The 24868-nt window shown below is 71.5% G+C and carries 12 protein-coding genes and 2 pseudogenes; 5 read left to right on the top strand and 9 right to left on the bottom strand.

The annotated features are described in order from the left end of the window. Positions 1 to 90: 90 nt before the first annotated feature. Genes U3649_RS04690 through U3649_RS04700 form a run of 3 tightly spaced genes read left to right on the top strand, consistent with a single transcriptional unit; the run spans position 91 to position 12901 of the window. Entirely contained in the window at positions 91 to 7314 is a 7224-nt protein-coding gene (locus U3649_RS04690; RefSeq protein ID WP_407353725.1) for an isopeptide-forming domain-containing fimbrial protein, read from the top strand. Positions 7315 to 7328: 14 nt separating this feature from the next. After that, positions 7329 to 11048: a hypothetical protein gene (locus U3649_RS04695; protein WP_407353713.1), complete on the top strand. Its 3720-nt coding sequence runs from the start codon at positions 7329 to 7331 to the stop codon at positions 11046 to 11048. A 2-nt stretch (positions 11049 to 11050) separates the two neighbouring features. Further along, a complete protein-coding gene (locus U3649_RS04700; protein ID WP_407353726.1) occupies positions 11051 to 12901 on the top strand; it encodes a hypothetical protein in 1851 nt (616 codons plus the stop codon). 165 nt (positions 12902 to 13066) lie between these two features. Here the strand turns inward: U3649_RS04700 and U3649_RS04705 are convergent, their stop codons facing one another. Next, a complete protein-coding gene (locus U3649_RS04705; RefSeq protein ID WP_407353727.1) occupies positions 13067 to 13291 on the bottom strand; it encodes a hypothetical protein in 225 nt (74 codons plus the stop codon). A gap of 60 nt (positions 13292 to 13351) precedes the next feature. On the opposite strand from U3649_RS04705, the gene U3649_RS04710 reads away from it, so the two are divergent. Continuing rightward, positions 13352 to 14128 carry an SDR family oxidoreductase gene (locus U3649_RS04710; RefSeq protein ID WP_407353728.1) on the top strand — a complete coding sequence of 259 codons (777 nt, stop codon included), beginning with the start codon at positions 13352 to 13354 and terminating at the stop codon, positions 14126 to 14128. A gap of 61 nt (positions 14129 to 14189) precedes the next feature. Further along, on the top strand, positions 14190 to 14642 hold the full coding sequence (locus tag U3649_RS04715; RefSeq protein ID WP_407353729.1) for a nuclear transport factor 2 family protein: 453 nt from the start codon (positions 14190 to 14192) through the stop codon (positions 14640 to 14642). Positions 14643 to 14686: 44 nt separating this feature from the next. On the opposite strand, the gene U3649_RS04720 is transcribed toward U3649_RS04715, so the two are convergent. From U3649_RS04720 to U3649_RS04755, 8 genes and pseudogenes are all read right to left on the bottom strand, one after another. Further along, entirely contained in the window at positions 14687 to 15232 is a 546-nt protein-coding gene (locus tag U3649_RS04720) for a YaeQ family protein (protein WP_407353730.1), read from the bottom strand. A gap of 108 nt (positions 15233 to 15340) precedes the next feature. Beyond that, a complete protein-coding gene (locus tag U3649_RS04725) occupies positions 15341 to 15958 on the bottom strand; it encodes a DUF4124 domain-containing protein (protein WP_407353731.1) in 618 nt (205 codons plus the stop codon). Continuing rightward, positions 15958 to 16722, bottom strand: a complete 765-nt coding sequence (locus U3649_RS04730) for a DUF4124 domain-containing protein (RefSeq protein WP_407353732.1) — start codon at positions 16720 to 16722, stop codon at positions 15958 to 15960. The genes U3649_RS04725 and U3649_RS04730 overlap by 1 nt, the downstream gene beginning before the upstream one ends. Positions 16723 to 17009: 287 nt before the next feature. After that, complete coding sequence (locus U3649_RS04735) at positions 17010 to 18488, bottom strand: FAD-dependent oxidoreductase (RefSeq protein WP_407353733.1); 1479 nt, start codon at positions 18486 to 18488, stop codon at positions 17010 to 17012. A gap of 139 nt (positions 18489 to 18627) precedes the next feature. Further along, positions 18628 to 19488: pseudogene (gltB, locus tag U3649_RS04740) on the bottom strand (glutamate synthase large subunit); the annotation flags it as partial. A 111-nt stretch (positions 19489 to 19599) separates the two neighbouring features. Continuing rightward, positions 19600 to 23220, bottom strand: a pseudogene (gene gltB / locus U3649_RS04745) (glutamate synthase large subunit); the annotation flags it as partial. 172 nt (positions 23221 to 23392) lie between these two features. Further along, a complete protein-coding gene (locus U3649_RS04750; protein ID WP_407353734.1) occupies positions 23393 to 23959 on the bottom strand; it encodes a Sua5/YciO/YrdC/YwlC family protein in 567 nt (188 codons plus the stop codon). A 136-nt stretch (positions 23960 to 24095) separates the two neighbouring features. Next, entirely contained in the window at positions 24096 to 24692 is a 597-nt protein-coding gene (locus U3649_RS04755) for a TetR/AcrR family transcriptional regulator (protein ID WP_407353735.1), read from the bottom strand. Positions 24693 to 24868: the final 176 nt, after the last annotated feature.

Raw genomic sequence — 24868 nt, forward strand, 5'->3', positions numbered from 1 at the left:
ACGTAAATCACATAAGTTACCGGCCACTCAGCACATCGAATTCCCGACCGGCAGCACGGAAATGCCGGTCGACCGGGGGAAGTGGCCACCATGAGCAAACGACACGAGATCCTGGGCGCAGCGGGTTTTTGCGCTCGCGCCCTGCACGCGCTGTACCCCCGCCGGGGCCGGTCCGAGCGGGCGTTGCTCGCGCTGCTGGCCACGCTGTGCCTGGCGGTCGCGCCCGTCCCCCCGGCACACGCGCAGGAGCGGGTGGTCAACACGGCGACGGTCGCGCCGCCCGACGGCGTCACCGATCGCAACCCGGACAACAACGCCGCGACGGACGACGATCCGGTCTCGGCCGCAGTCGTCGATTTCTGCCCGGCCGGCGCGAACACGGTCTTCAGCATCGTCAACGGCGTCAACATCTATCGCTACGAGCCGGGCGCTGGCGCCGATGTCCTGGTCCCTGAGCTGGCCTTGCCGGTGAGCGGCAACGTCAACGGCATGATGGTGGACCCGGTCCGCAATCGCCTGCTGTTCGTGCAGCGCGTGACCAGCACCACCACCGTGCTCTGGGCCTACGACGCCGCCAACGGCGGCTGGTACGAGGCGCGGACGCCGTTCCCGTTCGCCTCGCCGGATTTCCCGCGCGCCGGAATGACGCCCGACGGCATCGGCTACATGATCGCCGGTGGTACCGCGACGCCGCAGGTCTGGCGGGTCACCGCCGATGGCGCGTTCGGCTACACGGTGGCGCTCGCCGGCACGTTGACGTTCGACATCGAGCCGACCGACCTGGGTTCCGGCGACATCGCCTTCGACGGCGACGGCAACGGCTGGCTGTCGGCCGGCCAGGACCTGTACCGCTTCGATCCGAACACCCTGCAGGCGACGCGGCAGACGCAGCCGCTGTTGAACGGCATCGCGAGCACGATCAACTGGGCCGGCGTCGCCTTCGGCGCGGACGGCACCCTGTACGTGGCCAACAGTGGCAGCATCGCCGGCGAGCCCGCCACCTACTACGCCTACGATCCGGCCACAGGCATCCTGACGGAGCAGGTGGCGGCCACGTCCGGCGCTTCGCGCGATCTCGCGTCCTGTGCGTTCCCGGTGCTGGCGGAGCCCGAACTGTCGGTCGCCAAGACGCTGGCCGAGGTCAACGGCGTCGCCTACGCGCCGGGCGCCCCGGTCCAGGCCGGCGACGTGCTGACCTATGCCATCGCCATCTCCAACGCCGGCGGCTCCGTCGGCACCCTGTTCGAGGGCGACGTGGTGGAGACGCTGCCGGCCGGCACCACGTTCGTGGCCGCGGGCAACGACTTCACCTGCACCGGCAGCGACTGCCCGAACGACGCGACGTTCAACATTCCCGCCAACGACGCCGTGACCCTGGCTTTCGTGGTGCAGGTCGACGGTCCGACGCCGTCCGGCGTCGACAGCATCGACAACGCCGTGACCGTGAACGGCATCGACTGCACGGCGCCGGGCAACGACTGCGACGAGACCACGCCGCTCGCGCCGGCGATCGCGGTGGTGAAGACCGCCGATCCCGGCGACGGCACCCAAGTGCAGCCCGGCGAGACGATCACCTACACCCTGACCACCACCGTGGGCGGCGGTGCCACCACCGCGGTCTTCAGCGTGACCGACACCCTGGGCGCGGGCCTGAGCTTCGGCCAGGTGACGAACCAGGGCGACTACACCTGCTCGGGGGAACTCGCGTGCTCGCTGCCGATCGGCACGCCCCAGGGCACCTATGCGGTGACCTACACCGCGACGGTCGACGCAGACGCCACCGGCACGGTCGGCAACAGCGTGGCGATCACCGGCAACGGCGGCGATCCGGAGCCGGTGTGCACGACCTGCAGCACCCAGCACACGATCGCGCCGCCGGCGATCAGCACCGTCAAGTCGGCGAACCCGGCCGACGGCAGCGAAGTGCAGCCGGGCCAGACGATCACCTACACCCTGACCACCACGATCGCCACCTCGGCGACCACCGCTGACTTCGTGCTCACCGACACCCTGGGCGCGGGCCTGAGCTTCGGTGCGGTCGTCGACGACGGCGGCTTCACCTGCAGCGGCGAGCTGGTGTGCACCCTGCCGGCCGGCGCGCTGCCCGATACCTACGTGGTCACCTACACCGCGACGGTTGACGACGATGCCACCGGCACGGTCGACAACAGCGTGGTGGGCACGGGCGGCGGCGACCCGGACCCGGAGTGCGCGACCTGCAGCACCGGGCACACGATCGCGCCGCCGGCGATCAGCACCGTCAAGTCGGCGAGCCCGGCCGACGGCAGCGAAGTGCAGCCGGGCGAGACGATCACCTACACCCTGACCACCACCGTCGCCACCTCGGCGACCACCGCGGCGTTCGAGCTCACCGATACCCTGGACGCGGGCCTGACCTTCGGCGCGGTCACCGACCAGGGCAGCTTCACCTGCAGCGGCGAACTGGTGTGCACGCTGGCGGCCGGCGCGCTGCCCGATACCTACGTGGTCACCTACACCGCGACGGTCGACGACGATGCCACCGGCACGGTCGGCAACAGCGTGGCGATCACCGGCGACGGCGGCGATCCGGACCCGGAGTGCGCGACCTGCAGCACCGGGCACACGATCGCGCCGCCGGCGATCAGCACCGTCAAGTCGGCGAGCCCGGCCGACGGCAGCGAAGTGCAGCCGGGCGACATGATCACCTACACCCTGACCACCACCGTCGCCACCTCGGCGACCACCGCGGCGTTCGAACTCACCGATACCCTGGGTGCGGGCCTGACGTTCGGCCAGGTGACGAACCAGGACGGCTTCACCTGCAGCGGCGAACTGGTGTGCTCGCTGCCGGCCGGCACGCTGCCCGATACCTACACGGTGACCTACACCGCGACGGTCGATCCCGACGCCACCAGTTCGGTGGGCAACAGCGTGGCCGTCACCGGCAACGGCGGCGACCCGGACCCGGAGTGCACGACCTGCGCCACCGAGCACACGATCGTGCTGCCGACGATCGGCACCACCAAGTCCGCGGACCCGGCCAACGGCACCGAGGTGCAGCCGGGCCAGACGATCGCCTACACCCTGACCACCACCATCGCCAACTCGGCGACCACCGCCCCGTTCCGGCTGGTCGACACCCTCGGCGCGGGCCTGACCTTCGGCGCGGTCACGGATGCCGGCGATTTCAGCTGCAGCGGCGCGCTGGACTGCGTCCTGCCGGCGGGCACGCTGCCGGGCACGTATGCCGTGACCTACACCGTCACGGTCGACCCCGACGCCACCGGCACGGTCGGCAACAGCGTGGCGATCACCGAGGACGGCGGCAATCCGGACTCGGCATGCACGGTCTGCGAGACCGAGCACCCGGTCGCGCCGCCGGCGATCAGCGCCGTGAAGTCGGCGAACCCGGCCGCCGGCACCGAGGTGCGGCCGGGCGACACGATCAGCTACACCCTGACCACGACGATCGCGACCTCGGCCACGACCGCGCCGTTCCGGCTGGTCGACACCCTGGGCGCGGGCCTGACCTTCGGCGCGGTCACCGACGCCGGCGGGTACACCTGCAGCGGCTCGCTGGACTGCGCGCTGCCGGCCGGCACCCTGCCGGGCACCTATGCGGTGACCTACACCGCCACGGTCGACGCCGACGCCACCGGCACGGTCGGCAACAGCGTGGCGATCGCCGAGGACGGCGGCGACCCGGATTCGGCGTGCACGGCCTGCGAGACCGAGCACCCGATCGCGCCGCCGGCGATCAGCACCGTGAAGTCGGCGGATCCCGCCGACGGCAGCGAGGTGCGGCCGGGCGACACGATCACCTACACCCTGACCACGACGGTTGCCACTTCGGCGACGACGACGCCGTTCCGGCTGGTCGACACGCTGGGCGCCGGGCTGACCTTCGGCGCGGTGACCGACACCGGCGACTTCGCCTGCGGCGGCACGCTGGAGTGCACGCTGCCGGCCGGCACCCTGCCGGGCACCTACGCGGTGACCTACACCGCGACGGTGGATGCCGACGCCACCGGTTCGGTCGGCAACAGCGTGGTGGTCGCCGAGGACGGCGGCGATCCGGACCCGGAGTGCGCGACCTGCGGGACCGAGCACACCATCGAACTGCCGACGATCGTCACGGCGAAGTCGGCGAACCCCGCCGACGGCAGCGAGGTGCGGCCGGGCGACACGATCACCTACACCCTGACCACGACGGTTGCGACCTCGGCGACCACCGGTCCCTACCGGCTGGTCGACACCCTGGGCGCCGGGCTGACCTTCGGCGCGGTGGTCGACGCCGGCGACTTCGCCTGCGGCGGCACGCTGGAGTGCACGCTGCCGGCCGGTACCCTGCCGGGCACGTACGTGGCGACCTACACCGCGACGGTCGACGCCGATGCCACCGGCGCGGTCGGCAACAGCGTGGTCGTCGCCGAGGACGGCGGCGACCCGGATCCGGAGTGCACGGCCTGCGAGACCGAGCACGCCATCGAGCTGCCGACGATCACGACGGTCAAGACCGCCGATCCGGCCGGCGGCGACGAGGTGCGGCCGGGCGACACCATCACCTACACCCTGGCCACCACGATCGCCACCTCGGCGACGACCGAAGCGTTCAGGCTCACCGACACCCTCGGCCCGGGTTTGACGTTCGGCGAGGTGACCGATGCCGGCGACTTCGCCTGCGCCGATGCGCTGGTCTGCACGCTGCCGGCCGGCACCCTGCCGGGCACCTACGCGGTGACCTATACCGCGACGGTCGATGCCGATGCCGTCGGCACGGTGAACAACAGCGTGGTGGGCGAGGGCGGCGGCGACCCGGAACCGGAGTGCACCGCCTGCAGCGTCGAGCACGAGGTCGAACTGCCGGCGATCAGCACGGTGAAGACCGCCGATCCGGCGGACGGCAGCGAGGTCGCGGTCGGCGACGTCATCACCTACACCCTGACGGTCACCGTCGCGACCTCGGCCACGACCGCGCCGTTCGTGCTGACCGACACCCTGGGCGATGGCCAGACGCTGCTGCCGGATTCGATCGTGGCGCCGGACGGCGGCAGCTGCGAGGCGGCGCCGGAAGGCCCGGTCTGCACCCTGGCCGAAGGCGCGCTGCCGGGCGGCTACGTGTTCACCTACCAGACCCGGGTGGATCCGGACGCGGTCGGCGCGGTGGGCAACCGCGTGGTCGGCGAGGGCGGCGGCGATCCCGATCCGGAGTGCGCGGCCTGCAGCACGGAGCACCCGCTGGCCGAGCCGGTGGTCACCATCGCCAAGACCTCCGATCCCGGCGACGGCGCAGAAGTCAGCGTCGGCGACACCATTCTCTATACCCTGTCGGTGACGATCGAGAACGCGGCGATCACCACCCCGGTGCGGCTGATCGACACGCCGGGCCCGGGCCTGGCCGTGGGCACCCTGCCCGCGGGCTGCAGCGGCGACAGCGGCGGAATCGTCTGCACGATGGCAGTGGGCACGGTGCCCGGCGTCTACACCTTCAGTTATCCGGCGACGGTGGATGCCAGTGCCTCGGGCGAGGTGACCAACGCGGTGGTGAGCGAGTATGGCGGCAGCCTCGAGCCGGTGTGCCAGCCATGCGGGACGACGCACCAGCTGGCGGACGAGCCGGAGCTGCGGGTGGTCAAGACCGCGGGGGTGCGCACGGCGCAGGTGGGCGACCTGGTGCGCTACACGCTGACGGTGGAGAACGTGGGCGTGGTGAACGTGAGCGGGGCGACCCTGGTCGACACCCCGCCGGCGGGCTTCAGCTACGTCGAAGGCTCGATGGCGGTCGACGACGGCGACGACGCCTTCGACCTGGCGCCGAGCCAGTCGCCGCTGCGCATCGGCGGGATCGACATTGCCGCGGGCGAGAGCGCGACCATCGTCTACCTGCTGCGGGTGGGCGCCGGCGTGCGCCACGGCACCCAGGTGAACACGGCGGTGGCGCAGGACGCGGCCGGCCGCCCGATCTCCAACACCGCCACCGCGCAGGTGTCGGTCGAGGCCGATCCGCTGCTCGACGACAGCCTGATCTTCGGCACGGTGTTCAACGACCGCGACGGCGACGGCTGGCAGGACAGCGCGGCCCTGAGCGGGGTGCGGGTGCAGGGCGGGTTCGCGGCGGGCGCTTATCTGGCCGGCTCGACCACGCTCGACCGCGGCACGGGCGCCGAACCGGTGGCCGACGCCAGCGCGCCGCTGCTGCACGGCATCGCCGTGGGCGCGATCGCGGCCCGTCAGTCCGAGGCCGACCCGGGCCCGCAGGTGGTGATCCGCCAGCGTCTGCGCGAGGCGGCCTTCACCGATGACTTCGTGCTCACCAGCGACGAAGGCGTGACGGTGCGCATGGATGCGGCCGGCACCACCACGGTGGACCGGTCGGGCGCGGCCGCCAAGGGCCTGAACGCCGCCGCGCCGACGGTCGAGCGCCGCATCGCCCAGGGCGAGGGCGGGGTGGTGGTGGACTACGTGATCGGCAACGCCGGGATCGACGAGCGCGGCATCCCGGGCGTGCGGATCGCCTCGGTGGACGGGCTGCTGATCGAGACCGACCAGTACGGCCGCTACCACCTGGCCGACGTGCAAGGCGGCACCCGCGGCCACCGCAACTTCATCCTCAAGCTGGATCCGTCGACGCTGCCGCCGGGCACGCCGCTGACCACCGACAACCCGCTGGTGCGGCGGATCACCCCGGGTATCCCGGTGCGCTTCGACTTCGGCGTGCAGCTGCCGGCCGAGCCGATCCCCGGCGGCACCGAGGCGGTGGAACTGACCCTGGGCGAGGTGATCTTCGCCCCGGGCAGCGCCGAGGTGCGCAGCGAGTACGGGCCCGCGATCGCGAAGATGGCCGAGCAGGTGAACGCCTACGGCGGCGGCGAGGTGGTGATCACCGCCAACGGCGATCACCAGGCCCTGGCCTTCGACCGCGCCAGCGCGGTGCGCGAGGCGCTGCTGGCGCAGGTGGCGCCGGAGCACCGGCAGGCGCTGACGGTGAGCGTGCACACCGAGGTGCACGACCTGGTGGCGGGCGTGACCGAGGGCGGGGCGTTGCTGGGCACGGTGCTGTTCGACACCGACCGGTCCGAGATCAAGCCCGAGTTCGCGCCGCTGCTCGAGCGGGTGGCGGCCCGCCTGGAGGCGATGGGCGGGGGCGCGATCGCGGTGGTCGGGCACACCGACGTGCGCGGCCCCCACGCCTACAACGCCGGGCTGGGCCTGCGGCGGGCGCGGGCGGTGTACGAGGCGTTGGCCGAACGGTTGAGTCCCGAGGTGCGCGCGCAGGTGCGCGTGGAGTCCAGCAACGATCCGACAGCCCCTGTCGGTCCGGAACGCAAGTGAGAGGGGGCCGGATCATGAAGATGAAGCTGCTCGATACCGCCCTGCTCGGCATCCTGGCGGGCATGGCCGCGCCGGCGCTGGCGCAGGACCTGCCGGCCCCGCCGGCCACGGCGCAGACCGGCGCCGAGGCCTGGCTGTACCAGCCGGCCCCGGACGGCGACGCGACCGCCCTGGACTGCGGCGCCGACGGCTGCGCCTCCGACGAAGGCCTGGTGTTCAAGCTGCGCACGCGCAGCTACGACCGGCCGGTGACCGAAGGCACCAGCGCGCAGTCCTCGTCCGAGGCGCTGCAGCCGGACCGGCGCGTGACCGTCGGCCTGGACGCACCCGGCCGCGCCGTGGCCCAGGGCCGGTTCTCGGTGTACCTGCCCGGCGGCGGGGTGATCTGGGCGACCGAGGACCCGACCCTGGGCCTGCCCGAGCTGTCGGTCTCGGCGCCGACCATGGTGCCGTTCGACGGCAGCGCGATCACCCGGCCGGTGCGCTTCTTCGTGCGCGGCAACTACACCGGCTTCATCGAGAAGATGGAGCTGGCGGTGTTCCGCGGCACCGACGGCGACCTGGTGCGGCCGCTGGCCAAGGTGCCGATCGCCGTGGCCCCGGTGACCGAGGCCGAGTGGGACGGCGTGCTGCCGGCGGACATCCGCTTCCGGGTCGGCGACGAGCTGGTGTACGTGCTGCGTGCGTTCGACGCCGAGGGCAACATCGATGAGACCCACGCCCGGCGCCTGCAGCTGGTGCGCCCGGACGAGGCCGAGCGCGGCCGCCAGCAGCTACGCGAGGGCACCGAGCGCAGCCACGGCCTGGCGCTGGGCGCCGAGCAGGCCGAGACCCAGCGCCTGATCGACGACGTGTTCGGCCAGAGCGCGCTGCGCTACCAGAACATCCCGATCTACGGCTCGCGGGTGCGGGTGCAGGGCCGCAACCTGCCGCCCGGCTACGCGCTGCTGATCAACGGCGACAGCTACCCGGTGGACCTGGAGCGCAAGTTCGTCGCCGAGTACCTGCTGCCGGTCGGCCAGCACAGCTTCGACATCGCCCTGCAGGGCGGCGAGGGCGCCACCCCGGCGCGGCACCGGCTGGACGTGGACGTGAGCGGGCGCTACTTCTTCGGCGTCGGCCTGGCCGACCTGACGGTGTACGAGAACAAGGCCAGCGGCCCCGGCCGCGACCTGGCCCTGGCCGGGCGCGAGGACGACATCCTCAGCGACGGCCGCCTGGCGTTCTATGGCAAGGCCAAGCTCAAGGGCAAGTACCTGGTCACCGCCCAGGCCGACACCCAGGACCGGCCGCTGGAGGACCTGTTCGACGGCTTCACCCAGGCCGACCCGCAGGACATCTTCCGGCGCCTGGACCCGGACCTGTACTACCCGACCTACGGCGACGACTCGACCACCTACCGCGACGTCGACACCATGGGCCGGTTCTACCTGCGCGCCGACTGGGACAAGAACGAGGCGCTGTGGGGCAACTTCTACACCGGCATCACCGGCACCGAGTACGCGCAGTACGTGCGCTCGCTGTACGGCGCGGCGCTGAACTGGCGCTCGCGGGCGGCCAACCCGTGGGGCGATGCCGGCACCGAGCTGCGGGTGTTCGCCTCCGAGGCGCAGACCGCGCCGGGCCACAGCGAGTTCCGCGGCAGCGGCAGCCAGTACTACCTGCGCCACACCGACGTGCTGCCGGGCTCGGAGCACGTGGTGATCGAGGTGCGCGACCCGACCACCGGGCGGGTGGAGCAGCGCATCGAGCTGGTGCGCGGGGCCGACTACGAGATCGACGAGTTCCAGGGACGGCTGACCCTGGCCAAGTCGCTCTCGCCGATCACGCACGACAACGTGCCCGGGATCACCCGCGACACGCCGCTGGGCGGGTTCGAGCAGCGCCTGATCGTGGACTACGAGTGGGTGCCCTCGAGCTTCAACGCCGACGAGATCGCCGCCGGCGTGCGCGGCAAGCACTGGTTCGGCGACCACGTCGGGGTCGGGCTGACCTACGTCGACGAGAACCGCGCCGGCGAGGACTACACCCTGATGGCGGCCGACCTGACCCTGCAGGCGGGCAAGGGCACGTACCTGAAGCTGGAGCACAGCAAGACGGAGGCGACCAGCGCGCCGGTGTTCTACTCCGACGACGGCGGCCTGTCGTTCACCCGGCTCAACCCGGACGGCCCGCGCGAGGGCGAGGCCCGCGCGGTCGAGGCGCGGGTCAACTTCCAGGAGATGGGCTGGACCGAGCAGGCCTGGAGCGCGGGGGCGTGGTGGCGGCAGGTCGATGCCGGCTACTCGATCTCGCGCTTCGACACCGGCCAGGCGGTCGAGGAGCACGGCGCCGAGGTGCTGGGCCAGTTCACGCCCAACGTCGGGATCTACGCCCGCTACAGCAAGGCCGAGCGCGGCGGCGAGTCGCTGACGCAGATGCAGGTGACCGGCGAGTGGCGGATCAGCGACGACGGCGCGGTGACCGCCGAGGTCCGGCGCACCGAGGAGGAGCGCAGCACCGGCGAGGCCGCCGGCACCCTGGGCGCGTTGCGCTACACCCACCGCTTCGGCACCGCGCTGGACGTGTTCGGCACCGCCCAGGTGACCCTGGACGACGACAGCGGCCAGTACGCCGACAACGACGCCTACAGCCTGGGCACGCGCTACAACTTCGCCAACCTGTCGAACCTCGGTGCGGAAGTGACCACCGGCGACCGCGGCGACGCGGCGACGGTGGACGGCGAGTGGCGGCTGAACGCGCAGCACAGCTTCTACGGCGGCTACACCTACTCGACCGACGAGACCGCCTACCACTCGCTGTTCAACCCGAACCGGCAGAACGGCTGGACCTTCGGCCAGCGCTGGCGGCTGTCCAACCAGGTGAACCTGTTCAACGAGAGCCAGTTCCTCAAGAGCCGCAACGAGTCCGGGCTGGTGCACACCTACGGCATGGACTTCTACCCGGCGGTGGGCTGGAACCTGGGCTTCACCTTGAGCGACGGCGAGCTGACCAACAGCGCCGGCGACCAGGTCGAGCGCGAGGTGGTGAGCATCAGCGGCGGGCGGACCTCGCAGGCGACCGACTGGCGCAGCAAGCTGGAGTGGCGGCGCGACGACGGCGCCGAGCGGCGCACGCAGTGGGTGAGCACCAACCACCTGAGCCACAAGGTCAACGAGAGCTGGCGGATCGCGGCGCGGTTCAACTACGCCGACACCGACGACGAGCTCAACCCGGCGGCGGGGGCCAAGTTCATCGAGGGCAACTTCGGCTTCGCCTACCGGCCGTGGAACAGCAGCCGCTGGGGCCTGTTCGGGCGCTACACGTACCTGTACGACCTGGCCACGCTGGGCCAGGTGGGCGGGGCGCAGTACGACCAGAAGAGCCAGGTGCTGGCGTTCGAGGGCGTGTACCGGATCGACCACCACTGGGAGCTGGCGGCCAAGCTGGCCCGGCGCGAGGGCGAGGTGCGGTTCGGGCGCGGAACGGGCGACTGGTTCGACTCGGCCACGACCTTCGCCGCCGGCCAGATCCGCTACGAGCTGCGCGAGAAGTGGCATGCGCTGGGCGAATACCGCTGGCTGGACGTCAAGGACGGCGGCACCCGGCAGGGCTTCTTGGTGGGCGTGGACCGCGACCTCAACCGCAACTTCCGCATCGGCGCCGGCTACAACTTCACCGACTTCAGCGACGACCTGACCGACTTCGACTACGACCACAAGGGCTGGTTCGTCAACTTCGTGGGGAGCTATTGATGATGTCCACTTCCGCTCCGAGAACCGCGGCGGCGCTGTGCGCGGCCCTGCTGCTGCTGGCCGCCTCCGCGGCGCAGGCGCAGGTCGTCCGCGGCTTCACGCCGCGCGCCAGCTTCAACCAGCCCGGCAATGCGGTCATGGTCGGCAATACGCTGATGACCTGCACGAGCGGGGTGAACCAGTGCGGACAGGCCCAACAGGGCACGGCGACCGGCGGTAGCGGCTCCGAGCACTACAACAACAACAACGGCCATCAGATGGTGTTCGTCGACGTGGATCCGGCGGCCGGACTCGGCAACAGCTCCAGCGCCGACCTGAATCTGCCGGCCGGCGCCACGGTGTCGTTCGCCGGCCTGTACTGGGGCGCCCGCGCGGGTGAGACCGCTGCCGGCAGGAACACGCTTCGGTTCCGATCGCCGGGCGCGACCGGGTACCAGACCATCACCGCCAGCCAGCTGGACAACAACACTGCCGGCGGCACCGCCGGCAATCGTGCGTACTTCGCCTTCGCCGACGTGACCGCGCTGGTGCAGGCGGCCGGCAGCGGCACCTACACCGCCGGCGGCATCGTCGGCACCACCGGTGGCGACCGCTACGCCGGCTGGAGCCTGGTCGTGCTGTACCGCGACACCAACGAGCCGTTCCGTCGGTTGATGGTGTACGACGGCGCCGCCAACGTCACCGACGCGGCGCCGGTCACGATCACGGTCTCCGGCCTGCTGACGCCGCTGGAGGGGGCGTTCGATACCTTCCTCGGCGCGCTGACCTGGGAAGGCGATCTGAACATCGTCGGCGACCAGTTCCTGATGAACGGCACCCAGCTCAACGACGGGCTGAATCCGCAGACCAACTTCTGGAACAGCACCATCAGCCGCGTGGGCAGCCGCCTCACCGCCAAGGCCCCGAACTACAGCAACCAGCTCGGGCAGGACATCGATTACGTCAACGCCAGCAACATCCTGACCAACGGCGCCACGTCGGCGACCTTCCAGTTCACCTCGTCCGGCGATGTGTACTACCCGCACGCGCTGGTGTTCGCCGTCGACCTGTACGTGCCGGACCTGGTCTCGTCGTTCACCAAGGAGGTCGAGGACTTGAACGGCGGCGGCGTGCTGCCGGGCGACGAGCTGCAGTACACGATATCGTTCGTCAACGAAGGGCAGGACGGCGCGCTCGACGTGGTCGTCACCGACAACCTGATCCCCGGCGGCACGAGCTACGTGCCCGGCAGCCTGGAGATCGTCAGCAATACGCCCGGTGCACCGACCGGTGCCATGACCGACGCCGCCGGCGACGACCAGGCCGAGTTCGCGACCGGCCCCGACCGCGTGGTGTTCCGGCTCGGCACCGGTGCCACGGCCAGCGATGGCGGCCAGGTCCTGCCGGACGAGTCGACGTCGTTCCGGTTCCGTGCCCGCATCGCAGACGACAACGCGCTGGCGGAAAGCGACATCGTCAACACCGCGCGCATCGACTACACCTCGCAGACGCTGGGCGAACCCTTCGAGGGCGAGAGCACCGCAACGGTGACGGTCGCGCCGATCGCCGATCTTTCGATCACCAAGAGCAACGAGGCCGACGCCGTGCTGCGCGATGGCGAGGTCGTCTACCGGATCGAGGTGGTCAACGACGGCCCCAGCGCCGCCGACGGGGCGAGGGTGAGCGACCCGCCGGCCGACGGACTGGCCTGCACGGCAGTGGCCTGTGGCGAGGAGGCCGGCGGCGCGGTCTGCCCCGCGGCCCCGGACGTCGCCCAGTTCCAGGGCGCCGGCGTGGTGATCCCCACCCTGCCCAACGGCGGCTCGCTGACCTTCAGCCTGACCTGCACGGTGACTGCGACCGGACGGCCCTGACCGGCCCGCGATCGCGTCCGTCGACGCCGGCGCCGAATCCGGGCGCCGGGTCGGCCGCACGATCGCGGCGGCAACGCCCGCGGCATTCCGCAGGAGCGCGCCATCGCGTTCCGACGCCGCGCAGCCGCACCGACCGTCAGCGGAAGGGCGCGCCGCCGCCGCGCGTCACCCGTCGTTCGCGTCCAGCTGCGCCCGGCGATGCTCGTCGGCTTCGCGCACCGCGTCCTCCACCGCGCGCGCCTTCTCCAGCGGCGCCTGCACCGCATCGCGCAGCTGGGTGGCCTGCGGCTCCGGTGGCTGTTCGGGGACGGGCTGTTCGGGCGGCGAACAGGCCGCGCAGGCCAGCACCAGGGCGGCGATCGGCAGTGCGAAGGCGGAGCGGTCCGGCATGGCCGTTCTCCCGTGTGGACCGGCGTTATCCTACGCCCAGTGCACACGCAGGGCCCGACCATGGATCCGCACCGCTGGCGTCTCGACGGACAACTCGCCCTGGTGACCGGCGGCAGCGCCGGCATCGGCCGGGCGATCGCGCGCGAACTGCTGGGTTTCGGCGCCCGCGTGCTGATCGTCGCCCGCGACGGCGACGCGCTCGAATCCGCCCGCGACGAGCTGATGGAGGAATTTCCCGACGGCGAGGTGCGGGCGCTGGTCGGCGACGTCGCCGACGAGGACCAGCGCCGCGAGGTGCTCGACTGGATCGAGGACCAGGGCGACGGCCTCAACATCCTGGTCAACAACGCCGGCGGCAACCTCACCCGCGCGGCCAACGACTACACCGAGGACGAGTGGCGCGAGATCTTCGAGGTCAACCTGTTCAGCGCCTTCGAACTTTCGCGCTATGCCTTTCCGCTGCTCACCCAGCATCCGGGCTCGTGCATCGTCAACGTCGGCAGCGTGTCCGGGATCGCCCACGTGCGCTCCGGCGCGCCCTACGGCATGAGCAAGGCCGCAATGCACCAGATGACCCGCAACCTCGCCGTGGAATGGGCCGAGGACGGCGTGCGCGTGAACGCGGTGGCGCCCTGGTACATCCGCACCCGCCGCACCTCCGGCAAGCTGGCCGATCCCGACTACCTGGACGAGGTGCTGCTGCGCACGCCGATGGGCCGCATCGGCGAACCCGAGGAGGTCGCCGCCGCGGTGGCGTTCCTGTGCCTGCCGGCGTCGGCCTACATCACCGGCGAATGCATCGCGGTGGACGGCGGTTTCCTGCGCTACGGGTTCTAGCCGTCGCCGTCCGCTACGCAACCCGGCGCCGGTGCGGCGCCAGCCATCAGGAGAGCTCCCCATGAAAGCCATCCGCTGGTGCGTCGCCGCGGCACTGGCCGCATCGGCCTTGCCGGCCCTGGCGCGCGACGCCGCACAGGACCGGCGCGACATCCTGGAGGCCGAAGCCGCGCTGAGCGAAGCCTTCGAGAACCGCGATGCCGACGCCCTGCGCGCATGGCTGGACGAACGTTTCGTCCTGACCGGCTCCAACGGCATTCCCGCCGACCGCGCGCAGACCATCGCCGAGGTCGAGAGCGGCGAGCCGGCCTACGACGTGTTCCGCAATCGCGACCAGGTCTTCCACCTGTACGGCGACGCCGCGGTGGTCACCGGCATCACCTCGGTCGAGGGCAAGGCAGGGGGCGAGCCGTTCGCGGCGGATTTCCAGTTCACCGACACCTGGGTGTATCGCGACGGCCGCTGGCGGCTGGCGGCAAGCCACGCGACACGCATATCAACGCCCCGAGACTGACGCGATCCCGCGCGCGTTGCCGCCGGCCCAGCGGCGAGGGTCTGCTACCGCGGCGCCATCCGCTCGATCGGCCGCAGGGCGATGCTGCCGCGTTCGCCCATCAGCTGCAGTTCGCCGTCCTGGATCAGCGCGTTCAGGCGCATGCCGCGCTCGCCGATGCCGGGCAGGGCCTCGATCACGTCCTCGGGAATGGCCAGCACGCTGAGGTTCTTCAGCCGGGTCAGCGAACTGGCGATCTTCTCCCACCAGATGTCGGCGGCGCGGCCGCCATAGTTGAGCACCACCACCTGGTCGGCGCGGGCGCAGGCCTTCTTGATCCGGGCCTCGTCGGGCTGGCCGACGTCGATCCACAGTTCGATGTCGCCGCCGTAGCTGCGCCGGCACAGCGCCGGCTGGTCCTCGTCGCTCAGGCCGCGGCCGAACTCCAGGCGCTCGTCGGCATACAGGGCGAACGCGACCAGCCGCACCATCAGCCGCAGGTCGGTCTCGGACGGATGCTGGGCGAGGGTGAGGTTGTGGGTGGCGTAGTAGTGCCGGTCCATGTCGCTGACCTGCAACTCGGCTTTGACCACGGTGGAATTGGGAGCCATGGCGGGCGGATGCCGGTCGGAAGAAGGCCCATTGTAGGCGGCGGGGCGCCGCCGCACCGGTCCCGCACCGCTCCCCGGCAGCGGCATGCCGCCGCCACCCCCACGAGGTCATTCCGCGGCGCAGGTGCTGGTGTCGCGCACCCGCGCCAGCGCGTCGTACTCCGCGCGCCGCTCCTCCCTGGCGTAGTGGCCGCCGGCGAACTTCCAGCGGAACTCCGCCTCGTCGACGCGCGTGTCCCAGGCGTCGCAGAGGGCCGCTTCCGGCACCGGTTCGCAGGCGTCGGTGACGCGCATGCAGGCCGCCCCGGCGCCCAGCCCCTGCAGGCCGCCGATGCCGACGGTGGCCATCGGCTGGCAGCGCGACGCCGGCTCGCTGTCCTCGGTGTAGTAGCGGGTCTGGTCGTAGGTCGTGCACAGGAACAGCGGCGGCGGCGGCCGCAATTCGAGATCGATCACCAGCGCCGACGGGTCGAAGTCGTCGTCCCGCTCCACGCGCGTGATCGGGGCCAGGCGCGACGGCGGCGGCGTCATCGGCACGTAGGCCGGCAGCGGCGGCGGCGGGTCGATCGTGCGCGTCCTCTGGGTGCTGCCTGCCGGGCAGGGCGTATCGTTCTGCACGGTGACCGCGCCATCGGCGTCGGTGCAGTGGTAGATCACCATCTCGTTCTTCTGCGCGATCGCCGGCGCCGCGAACAGCAGCGCGGCGCAAAACAACGCGTGCCGCATCATCGGATTCCGCAATCGTTGGCCAGGCGCGCACTGAGCGCGCGCTCCTCCCGGCGTAGTGTATTGCGTTCGCTTTCCTGGGCGTTGAAGACGCGGCGGCGGATCTCCTGGCGGCGATCGCGCAGGCGGTCGCAGACCTCGCCCTGCGGCAGGCGCGTGCATTCGTCGCGGATCCAGGTGCCGCCGCCGCCGTAGCCGTGGCCATAGCCGGGAGGATGGGGGCGGGGCCGGTCCGGGCGGCCGTGCAGGATGCCGGGCGACGGCTGCGGGCGATCGTACGCCGGCGGGATGCTGATGTTCGCCGGCGGCGGCATGCGCGTGCGGTCGTCGACGAAGGTGACACCGCGCTCGGCGCTCGGACGCGCGGGGCGGCGGTAGCCGCCGCCGGCCGGATAGCCGAGCGTCCACAGCGGCACCCAGCGCGGATTGCCGTCGCCGGTGTCGCTGGTGTAGCGGTCGCCGTCGGGGGTGACGCATTCGTACATCGGCTGCGGCGGGCTGACCACGACCACCTGCGGTTCGACCGCTGCGGGCGCCGGCTCGGGTTCGGGCGCCGGCGGGCGCGGCGGTGCGTCCTGCGGGCGCAGCATGGTGCGGGTCTGTTGCGCCTGCGCATCGTCGCAGGGGGTGTCGCGCAGGGTCAGGCTGCCGTCCGCATCGGTGCAGCGGTAGATGACGACGTCGTCCGTGTTTTCCCCGGGCGCCTGCGCCGCCGCGGCGGCGCAGCAGAGCAGTGCCGACAGCGTGAGCATCCAGGCGCGCATGCCGACATCATGCGCCACCCCGCCGCCCGGCGGTAGGCGCACCGCCCCACGGGCAAGGGTATGTTCAGGCGCCCCGACCAGGCGCGAAGTGCTCCCGGCCCCGTAGAGCGGAGCTTGCTCCGCTGCTCTCGTTCCTCGTTCCTCGATTCTCGTCTCGACCCATCGGTGCACCGGGAAGAGGCAGCGGAGCAAGCTCCGCTCTACGGCCGTCATGGTGGTACCGAACGCAGGATGGCGGGACACCGAACGGGCAGGGTGCAGGATGGCGGTAGCGGGCGGCGGAGCGGTCAGGCGGCGTCGAGGGCGGAGCGGGCGGAGCCGGCGGTGAGCTGGCCTGCGATCGATGCGGCGGCGTCGCGGCCCTCCTGCACCGCGGTGACCACCAGGTCGGCGCCGCGCACGACGTCGCCGCCGGCGAACAGTTTCGGGTGCGAGGTCTGGTACGGCAGCCGGCCCTCGCCGCCGACCGCGATGCGGCCGCTGTCCGAAGCCTCGACACCGTGCGTGGCCAGCCACTCCGGCAGCTCCGGCGTGAAGCCGAAGGCGATGATCACCAGATCGGCGTCGATCACCCATTCGCTGCCGAGCACCGGCTCCGGCCGGCGCCGCCCGCGCGCGTCGGGCTCGCCCAGCCGGGTTTCGACCACGCGCACGCCGGTGACGTTGCCGGCGCCGTCGTCGACGATCGCCAGCGGCTGGCGGTTGAACAGGAACTCCACGCCTTCCTCGCGCGCATTGGCCACCTCGCGCGCCGAGCCGGGCATGTTGGCCTCGTCGCGGCGATAGATGCAGCTGACCCCGGCCGCGCCCAGGCGCACCGCCGAGCGCACGCAGTCCATGCCGGTGTCGCCGCCGCCGAGCACCGCCACCCGCCTGCCGCGCAGGTCGGGAATCTCCACGCGGTCCTCCCAGCCGGCGATCGCGTGGCCCTGCGGATCGGTTCCGGTGACGATGCGCCCGTTCTGCACCAGGAACGGCAGCGCCGGCAGCACCGCGCGCAGGTCCTGGCCGGGCAGGCCGCCGTCGGTGTAGCGGTAGGCGCCGAGGCCGAGGAACACGGCGTCGTAATCGCGCAGCAGGTCGTCCATGGAGACGTCGCCGCCGATCTCCACGCCGAGCCGGAAGCGCACGCCCATGCCCTCGAGCACCTCGCGCCGCATCGCGATCACCGACTTGTCGAGCTTGAAGCTGGGAATGCCGAACTGCAGCAGGCCGCCGATCTGCTCGTAGCGGTCGAACACCGTGGCCTCGATGCCGCGCCGCGCCAGCCGGTCGGCGCAGGCCAGGCCCGCGGGGCCGGCGCCGATCACCGCCACGCGCTTGCCGGTCGGCGCGACCTTGGACAGGTCGGGCCGCCAGCCCTGCGCGAACGCGGTGTCGGTGATGTATTTCTCCACCGCGCCGATGGTCACCGCGCCGAAGCCGTCCTCCAGCGTGCACACGCCCTCGCACAGGCGGTCCTGCGGGCAGACCCGGCCGCACATCTCCGGCAGCGGGTTGGTCTCGTGGCACAGCGCCGCGGCCTCGAGGATGCGGCCTTCCTCCACCAGCCGCAGCCAGTTGGGGATGTAGTTGTGCACCGGACAGCCGGTCTGGCAGTACGGATTGCCGCAGTCCAGGCAGCGCCCGGCCTGGTGCGCGGCCTCGTCCTGGCCGAAGCGGCCGTAGAGCTCGCTCCAGTCCCCCGCGGTCCGCAGCTGCAGCGGAATCCGCCGCGGCATCTCGCGCGGCAGATCGAGGAACTGGAAGGCGTACTTCTTGCTCATGAGCCGGGATTGGGGATTGGGGATTGGGGATTCGCAAGAGCGGGAAAGAGGCGCGTGCCGGCATGGCGATCCGGCTGCGGGCGTGCGGGTCGCCCGCCTTTGCCAATTCCGAATCCCCAATCCCGAATCCCCGCTTTCATCATGCCGCCCTCCGCAAATCCTCCGTCAGCGCCTCCAGGCTCGCCGCCTTCGGCTTGACCAGCCAGAACTTGCCGACGAAGTCGCGGAACTCCTCGATGATCTGCGCGCTCCAGGCGCTGCCGGTCAGGCGCGCGTGCGCGGCGACGAGGTCGGTGAGGTGCTGGCGGTAATTCTCGAAACCTTCCGGCGAGACCCGCAGGATGTCGATCAGCTCGTGGTTGTAGCGGTCGACGAAGTCGCGGTCGAGGTCGAGCACGTAGGCCAGGCCGCCGGTGAAGCCGGCGCCGAAGTTCAGGCCGGTGCGGCCCAGCACCACCACCACGCCGCCGGTCATGTACTCGCAGCAGTGGTCGCCGGCGCCCTCGAGCACCGCCACCGCGCCGGAGTTGCGCACCGCGAAGCGCTCGCCGGCGCGGCCGGCGGCGTACAGCTCGCCGCCGGTGGCGCCGTACAGGCAGGTGTTGCCGAGGATCGGCGTGTGCCGCGGATCGAACGTGCTGCCCGCCGGCGGGTGCAGCACCAGGCGGCCGCCGGCCATGCCCTTGCCGACGTAATCGTTGGCCTCGCCCTCGAGCGTCATGTGCAGCCCGCCGGCGTTGAACGCGCCGAAGCTCTGCCCGGCGCTGCCGGCCAGGCGCAGGTGGACCGGCGCGCCGGCCATGCCGGTGTTGCCGTGATGGCGGGCGATCGCGCCGGACAGGCGCGTGCCGATGGCGCGGTCGGTGTTGCGGATCGCGTAGCGGTACTCGCCGCCGCGCGCGTGCTCGATCACCAGCGCCAGGTCGGCGTCCAGCCGCAGCGCGAGGCCGTCCACCGGCGGGTGCAGCGCCGCGCCGCAGCCGGCGCCGTAGCTCGCATAACCCGGATGCAGCGGGACGGCCCCGCGCGAAGGCGCGCCGGAGACCTGCGGCGCATCGGAATCGGGGTTGCCGGCGGCCGCGTCCGGCGCCGGGCGCGCCGCCGCGCCGGGCTCGAACCGGCGCGCGTGCGCGGGATCGCGCTGCAGCAGCCGCGACAGGTCGATGCGCACGTGCTCGCGCGGCGTGTCGACGGTCTGCTCGAGCAGCTCGGTGCGGCCGACGATCTCGTCGAGCGAGCGCGCGCCGATCGACGCCAGGTGTTCGCGCACGTCCTCGGCGACGTTGCGGAAGAAGCATTCCACGCGCTCGGGCAGTCCCTTGAAGTGGTTGGCGCGCAGGCGCTCGTCCTGGGTGGCGACGCCGGTGGCGCAGTTGTTGAGGTGGCAGATGCGCAGGTACTTGCAGCCCAGCGCGATCATCGGCGCGGTGCCGAAGCCGAAGGTGTCGGCGCCGAGCAGCGCGGCCTTGACCACGTCGAGCCCGGTCTTGAGGCCGCCGTCGGTCTGCAGCAGCACCCGGCCGCGCAGGCCGTTGTACTGCAGCGCCTGCCGCGCCTCCGACAGGCCCAGCTCCCAGGGCACGCCGGCGTAGCGGATCGAGCCCAGCGGGCTGGCGCCGGTGCCGCCATCGTGGCCGGAGACGGTGATCAGGTCGGCGCCCGCCTTGACCACGCCGGCGGCGATCGTGCCCACGCCCGCGTGCGCGACCAGCTTCACCGAGATCAGCGCCTCGGGGTTGACCTGGCGCAGGTCGAAGATCAGCTGCGCCAGGTCCTCGATCGAGTAGATGTCGTGGTGCGGCGGCGGCGAGATCAGGCCGATGCCGGGCTTGGCGTAGCGCAGCCGCGCGATCAGCGGATTGACCTTGCTGCCCGGCAGCTGCCCGCCCTCGCCGGGCTTGGCGCCCTGCGCGATCTTGATCTGCAGCACGTCGGCGTTGATCAGATACTCCGGGGTGACGCCGAAGCGGCCGGAGGCGATCTGCTTGATCCGGCTGCGGCGCTCATCAAAGTAGCGCGCCGGATCCTCGCCGCCCTCACCGGAATTGCTGCGCCCGCCGAGCCGATTCATCGCGATCGCCAGCGCCTCGTGCGCCTCCGGCGACAGCGCGCCCAGGCTCATCGCCGCCGAGTCGAAGCGCTTGACGATCGCCGACACCGGCTCCACCTCGTCCAGCGGCACCGGCGCGGCGGCCCCGCGCGGGCGCAGCAGGTCGCGCAGCGCCGCCGGCGGGCGGGAGTCGACGTGGTCGGCGTAGCGCTTCCAGTCGCCGCGATCGCCGGTCAGCACCGCACGCTGCAACGACTGCACCACGTCGGGATTGAACTGGTGGTACTCGCCGCCGTGCACGTAGTGCAGCAGGCCGCCGGGCTCGGGCAGGGCGTTGTCGTCCCAGCCCTGCGCCGACAGCCGCCGCGCATCGGCCTGCAGCCGCGCGAAGCCGGCGCCGCCGATGCGCGAGGGCGTGCCCTCGAAGCACAGCGACACTACCTCGTCGTCGAGGCCGACGATCTCGAACAGCTGTGCGCCGCGGTAGCTGGCGATGCTGGCGATGCCCATCTTCGACAGGATCTTCAGCAGGCCCTTCTTCACCCCGCGGCGGTAGCTGCGGCCGATCTGCGGCGGCTCGTTGCTGGTCTTGCCGCCGAGGATGCCGCGCCGGCCCAGCGCATGCAGGGTCTGGTAGGCCAGGTACGGATACACCGCGGTGGCGCCGTAGCCGATCAGGCAGGCGAAATGATGCGGGTCGCGCGCGGTGCCGGTCTCGACGATCAGGTTCACGTCGCAGCGCAGCCCGGTCCGCACCAGGTGCTGGTGGATCGCGCCGGTGGCCAGCAGCGCATGCACCGCGGCGGCGCCCCGGCGCGGGCGGCGGTCGCTGAGGATCAGCAGTTCGACGCCCTCGCGGGCGGCGGCCCCGGCCTCGTCGCGGATCCGCACCAGCGCGTCGCGCAGCGATTCGCCGTCATCGAAGTAGAGGTCGATGTAGCGGTAGCGGTCGGCGAAGCGCGGCAGCGCCATCAGCTGGTTGAGCTTGCGCTGCGAGAGCACCGGCGAGTTCAGCAGCACGTGGTCGACGTTGCCGGGGCCGTCCACGAACAGGTTGCCCTCGCGCCCGATCTGCGTGGCCAGCGTCATCACGCAGTCCTCGCGCAGCGGGTCGATCGGCGGGTTGGTCACCTGCGCGAAGGCCTGGCGGAAATGGTCGTACAGCGGCCGCACGCGCTGGCTGAGCGCCGCCATCGGCACGTCGTCGCCCATCGAGCCGGTGGCCTCCTGCTCGGTCTCGGCCAGCGGCCGCAGCACCGATTCCTGTTCCTCGCGGCTGAGCTGGAACAGCTTCTGGAAGCCGAGCAGGGTGTCCGGCGTGAACGGCGCGTCGGTCAGCGCCGGATCGATCAGCTCCGTCTGCAGGTAGGTCATGCCGCGCTTGAGCCACTGCTTGTACGGCGCGCGGGCGCGGTTGACGGCGTCGATGGCGTCGTTGTCGAGCAGCGTGCCCTGCCGCAGGTCGACCGCGATCATCTCGCCGGGGCCGAGCTTGCCCTTGGCCAGTACCTGCTCGGGCGGCAGGTCCCAGACCCCGGCCTCCGAGGCGATCAGGAACAACCCGTCGCGCGAGCGCGTCCAGCGCGCCGGGCGCAGGCCGTTGCGGTCGAGGGTGCAGGCGGCGTAGTGGCCGTCGCACATCACCACGCCGGCGGGACCGTCCCAGGGCTCGGAGTTGATCGAGTAGTACTCGTAGAACGCGGCGAGGTCGGCGTCCTTGTATTCCAGCGACTGCGTGGCCGGCGGCATCAGGATGCGGATCGCCTGCAGCAGGTCCATGCCGCCGAGCAGCAGCCACTCGAGCATGTTGTCGAGCGATTGCGAGTCGGAGCCGTGCATGGTCACCGGCGATTCGAACTCGGACAGGTCGAGCACCGGCGAGCGCCACACGTTGCGGCGGGTGAGCGCCCAGCGCCGGTTGCCTTCGATGCTGTTGATCTCGCCGTTGTGCGCCAGCCGCCGGAACGGGTGCGCCAGCGCCCAGCGCGGCAGGGTGTTGGTGGAGAAGCGCTGGTGGAACACCACCGCGCTGGCGGCGAGCTCCGCGCGCGCCAGGTCCGGGAACAGCTGCGGCAGGTGGTCGGGCAGCACCATGCCCTTGTAGCCGAGCAGCTTCGCCGACAGGTTGACGATGTAGAAGTCGGCGTGGCCGGCGGCGAGCGCCTGCTCGCAGCGGCGCCGCGCCAGGTACAGCGTGCGCTCGAAGTCGTCGTCGTCGGGGCCGTCGCGTTCGATGAACACCTGCTCGATGCCGGGCATCGCCGTGTGCGCCTGCTCGCCGCAGGCGTCGGCATCGACCGGCACCGTGCGCCAGCCGACCAGGCGCGCGCCGACGGCGGCGACCTCGTCCCGCAGCCGTGCGCGGCACTGCGCGGCGGCATCGGCGTCGTGCGGCAGGAACACCAGGCCGGAGGCGCAGGTGCCGGCATGCAGCGCGATGCCCGCCTCTTCCGCCAACAGGCGCACGAACGCGCCGGCGCCGCACAGCAGCACGCCGCAGCCGTCGCCGCTCATGCCGTCGGCGTTGACGCCGCCGCGGTGGCGCATGCGCGCCAGCGCCTGCAGCGCGGTCTCGACCAGCGCGCGGTCGCCGTCGCCGCCGATCCGCGCGATCAGCCCGAAGCCGCAGTTGTCGCGTTCGCTGTCGGGGTCGTAGAGGCCCCGATCCGGAAATGCCCGCATCGTGTGTCGCCGTGACCGTGGGTGGAGGAAGCCGCGGGAATCGTGGCTGCGGCCGTCCTGCCGTCGCGACGCATCCGCGGACCCCCGAATAGATCACAGTTTGTGCACTGCGGCAACGTGTGACTGCACGAAAAATCCGTTGCAGGCGCAACTATGGTCCGGCGTAGGAAGTTCAGCGCAGAACTTCGCCGCTGCGCGCGTCGCGGATCGCGGTGGGCCGCCCCAGGCCGGATGTCTCGCCGGCGAGAACGGCATCGACACCGTCGCGGATCGCCGGATCGAGCTCGGCCAGCGTGCGCGGCGCCGGCAGGCCGGCCACGTTCGCGCTGGTGGAGACGATCGCGCCGCCGAACGCGTCGCACAGCGCCACCACCCCGGGGTGCGCGCTGACGCGCACCGCGACCCCGGCATGGCTGCCGCGGATCCAGGCGGGCGTCTCCGCACGCGCCGGGACGATCCAGGTGTGCGGCCCGGGCCAGCTGGCGAAGACGGCGTCGCAGCGCGCGTTCGCCAGCGACTCCCAGTCGACGAACGGGTCCAGCTGCGCACGGATTGCGGCGACCAGGATCAGCCCCTTGTCGACCGCCCGTCGCTTCAGCGCCAGCAGGCGCAGGGTCGCGGTTTCGTTGCGCGGATCGCAGCCCAGTCCCCAGACCGCCTCGGTCGGGTATGCGATCACCCCGCCGCCGCGCAGGGCGACGGCGGCTTCGGCGATTTCCGGGGCGGGCCGCGTCGACATCCCGCAAGCTTACGATGCAACGGCGCAGATGCGACGCTTCCTGGGCGCGCCAGGCAGTCCTTTCCGCCACAACGGAGCCAGCCCCGTCGCCACGGGCGGTGCAAATTGGCAGCCGAGCCCTTCAGGAACGAGCCCCTCAATCGCCCAGGATCAACGGCATCATGCGTTCAAGCATGGCGCGCAGCGTTTGCGGCGGAAGATCCGGTTCGCGTACGGCGCGTATCGCCAGTCCTTCGACGAAGCAGCTCATCAGCGCAGCCCGCAGTTGGACATCGGCTTCCGGCGCCTCGCGCCCAAGCGCCGCATCGCGGCGACGGAACCAGGCCATGAGCGCCTGGCGGGTCTGTTGCTCGGAACGCCGCAACGCGTCGGCCACGAGCGGGTCGCGCAGGCTTTCGGCTGCGATTTCGCCGTTCAGTCCGGCATGCCACAGATCCGGATCGCCCTTGGCCCACAACCCATACGCCTGTCCGAGTTCGGTGACGAAGTCGGTCGAAGCCTGCAAACGATCCAGGTTCTCGCGGTTCTCCTCCAGCTGCATCTCGATGATGGCCAGGATGATCGCGCGCTTGTTCTCGAAATAGCGGTAGACCAGGCCCTGGCTGATGCCGGCGTCGGCCGCTATGTCGCTGATGGTCGCGGCATGGAACCCGCGCGCGATGAAGCACCGCTTGGCCGACAGCAGGATGTGTCGACGACGTGCGTCGAGCGGCTTTTCAAGTTCGGACGGCATGTTTGGTGGCGGCTGTGGAAGCGGGCATCGGGCAAGCCCCCAACGAGCGAAACGGCGCCGCACCATACCATGCTCGGAGTGGGAATGAACGTTCATTCAGCTGTAACGAACGCGCTTCAGGCTCTCGCTCGCTCCCCACCCCACATGGAACATTCATGCGTCATCCTCTCTCCCGC

It is taken from the genome of Luteimonas sp. R10, from assembly GCF_045689605.1.
Taxonomy (GTDB): Bacteria; Pseudomonadota; Gammaproteobacteria; order Xanthomonadales; family Xanthomonadaceae; genus Luteimonas.

Bases quoted from the DNA above. Each gene is read 5' to 3' on its own strand.
- U3649_RS04710 (WP_407353728.1), top strand. From the start codon at position 13,352: ATGGATCCGCACCGCTGGCGTCTCGACGGACAACTCGCCCTGGTGACC.
- U3649_RS04690 (WP_407353725.1), top strand. From the start codon at position 91: ATGAGCAAACGACACGAGATCCTGGGCGCAGCGGGTTTTTGCGCTCGC.
- U3649_RS04750 (WP_407353734.1), bottom strand. From the start codon at position 23,959: ATGTCGACGCGGCCCGCCCCGGAAATCGCCGAAGCCGCCGTCGCCCTG.
- U3649_RS04695 (WP_407353713.1), top strand. From the start codon at position 7,329: ATGAAGATGAAGCTGCTCGATACCGCCCTGCTCGGCATCCTGGCGGGC.
- U3649_RS04730 (WP_407353732.1), bottom strand. From the start codon at position 16,722: ATGCGCGCCTGGATGCTCACGCTGTCGGCACTGCTCTGCTGCGCCGCC.
- U3649_RS04755 (WP_407353735.1), bottom strand. From the start codon at position 24,692: ATGCCGTCCGAACTTGAAAAGCCGCTCGACGCACGTCGTCGACACATC.
- U3649_RS04725 (WP_407353731.1), bottom strand. From the start codon at position 15,958: ATGCGGCACGCGTTGTTTTGCGCCGCGCTGCTGTTCGCGGCGCCGGCG.
- U3649_RS04700 (WP_407353726.1), top strand. From the start codon at position 11,051: ATGTCCACTTCCGCTCCGAGAACCGCGGCGGCGCTGTGCGCGGCCCTG.
- U3649_RS04720 (WP_407353730.1), bottom strand. From the start codon at position 15,232: ATGGCTCCCAATTCCACCGTGGTCAAAGCCGAGTTGCAGGTCAGCGAC.
- U3649_RS04705 (WP_407353727.1), bottom strand. From the start codon at position 13,291: ATGCCGGACCGCTCCGCCTTCGCACTGCCGATCGCCGCCCTGGTGCTG.
- U3649_RS04735 (WP_407353733.1), bottom strand. From the start codon at position 18,488: ATGAGCAAGAAGTACGCCTTCCAGTTCCTCGATCTGCCGCGCGAGATG.
- U3649_RS04715 (WP_407353729.1), top strand. From the start codon at position 14,190: ATGAAAGCCATCCGCTGGTGCGTCGCCGCGGCACTGGCCGCATCGGCC.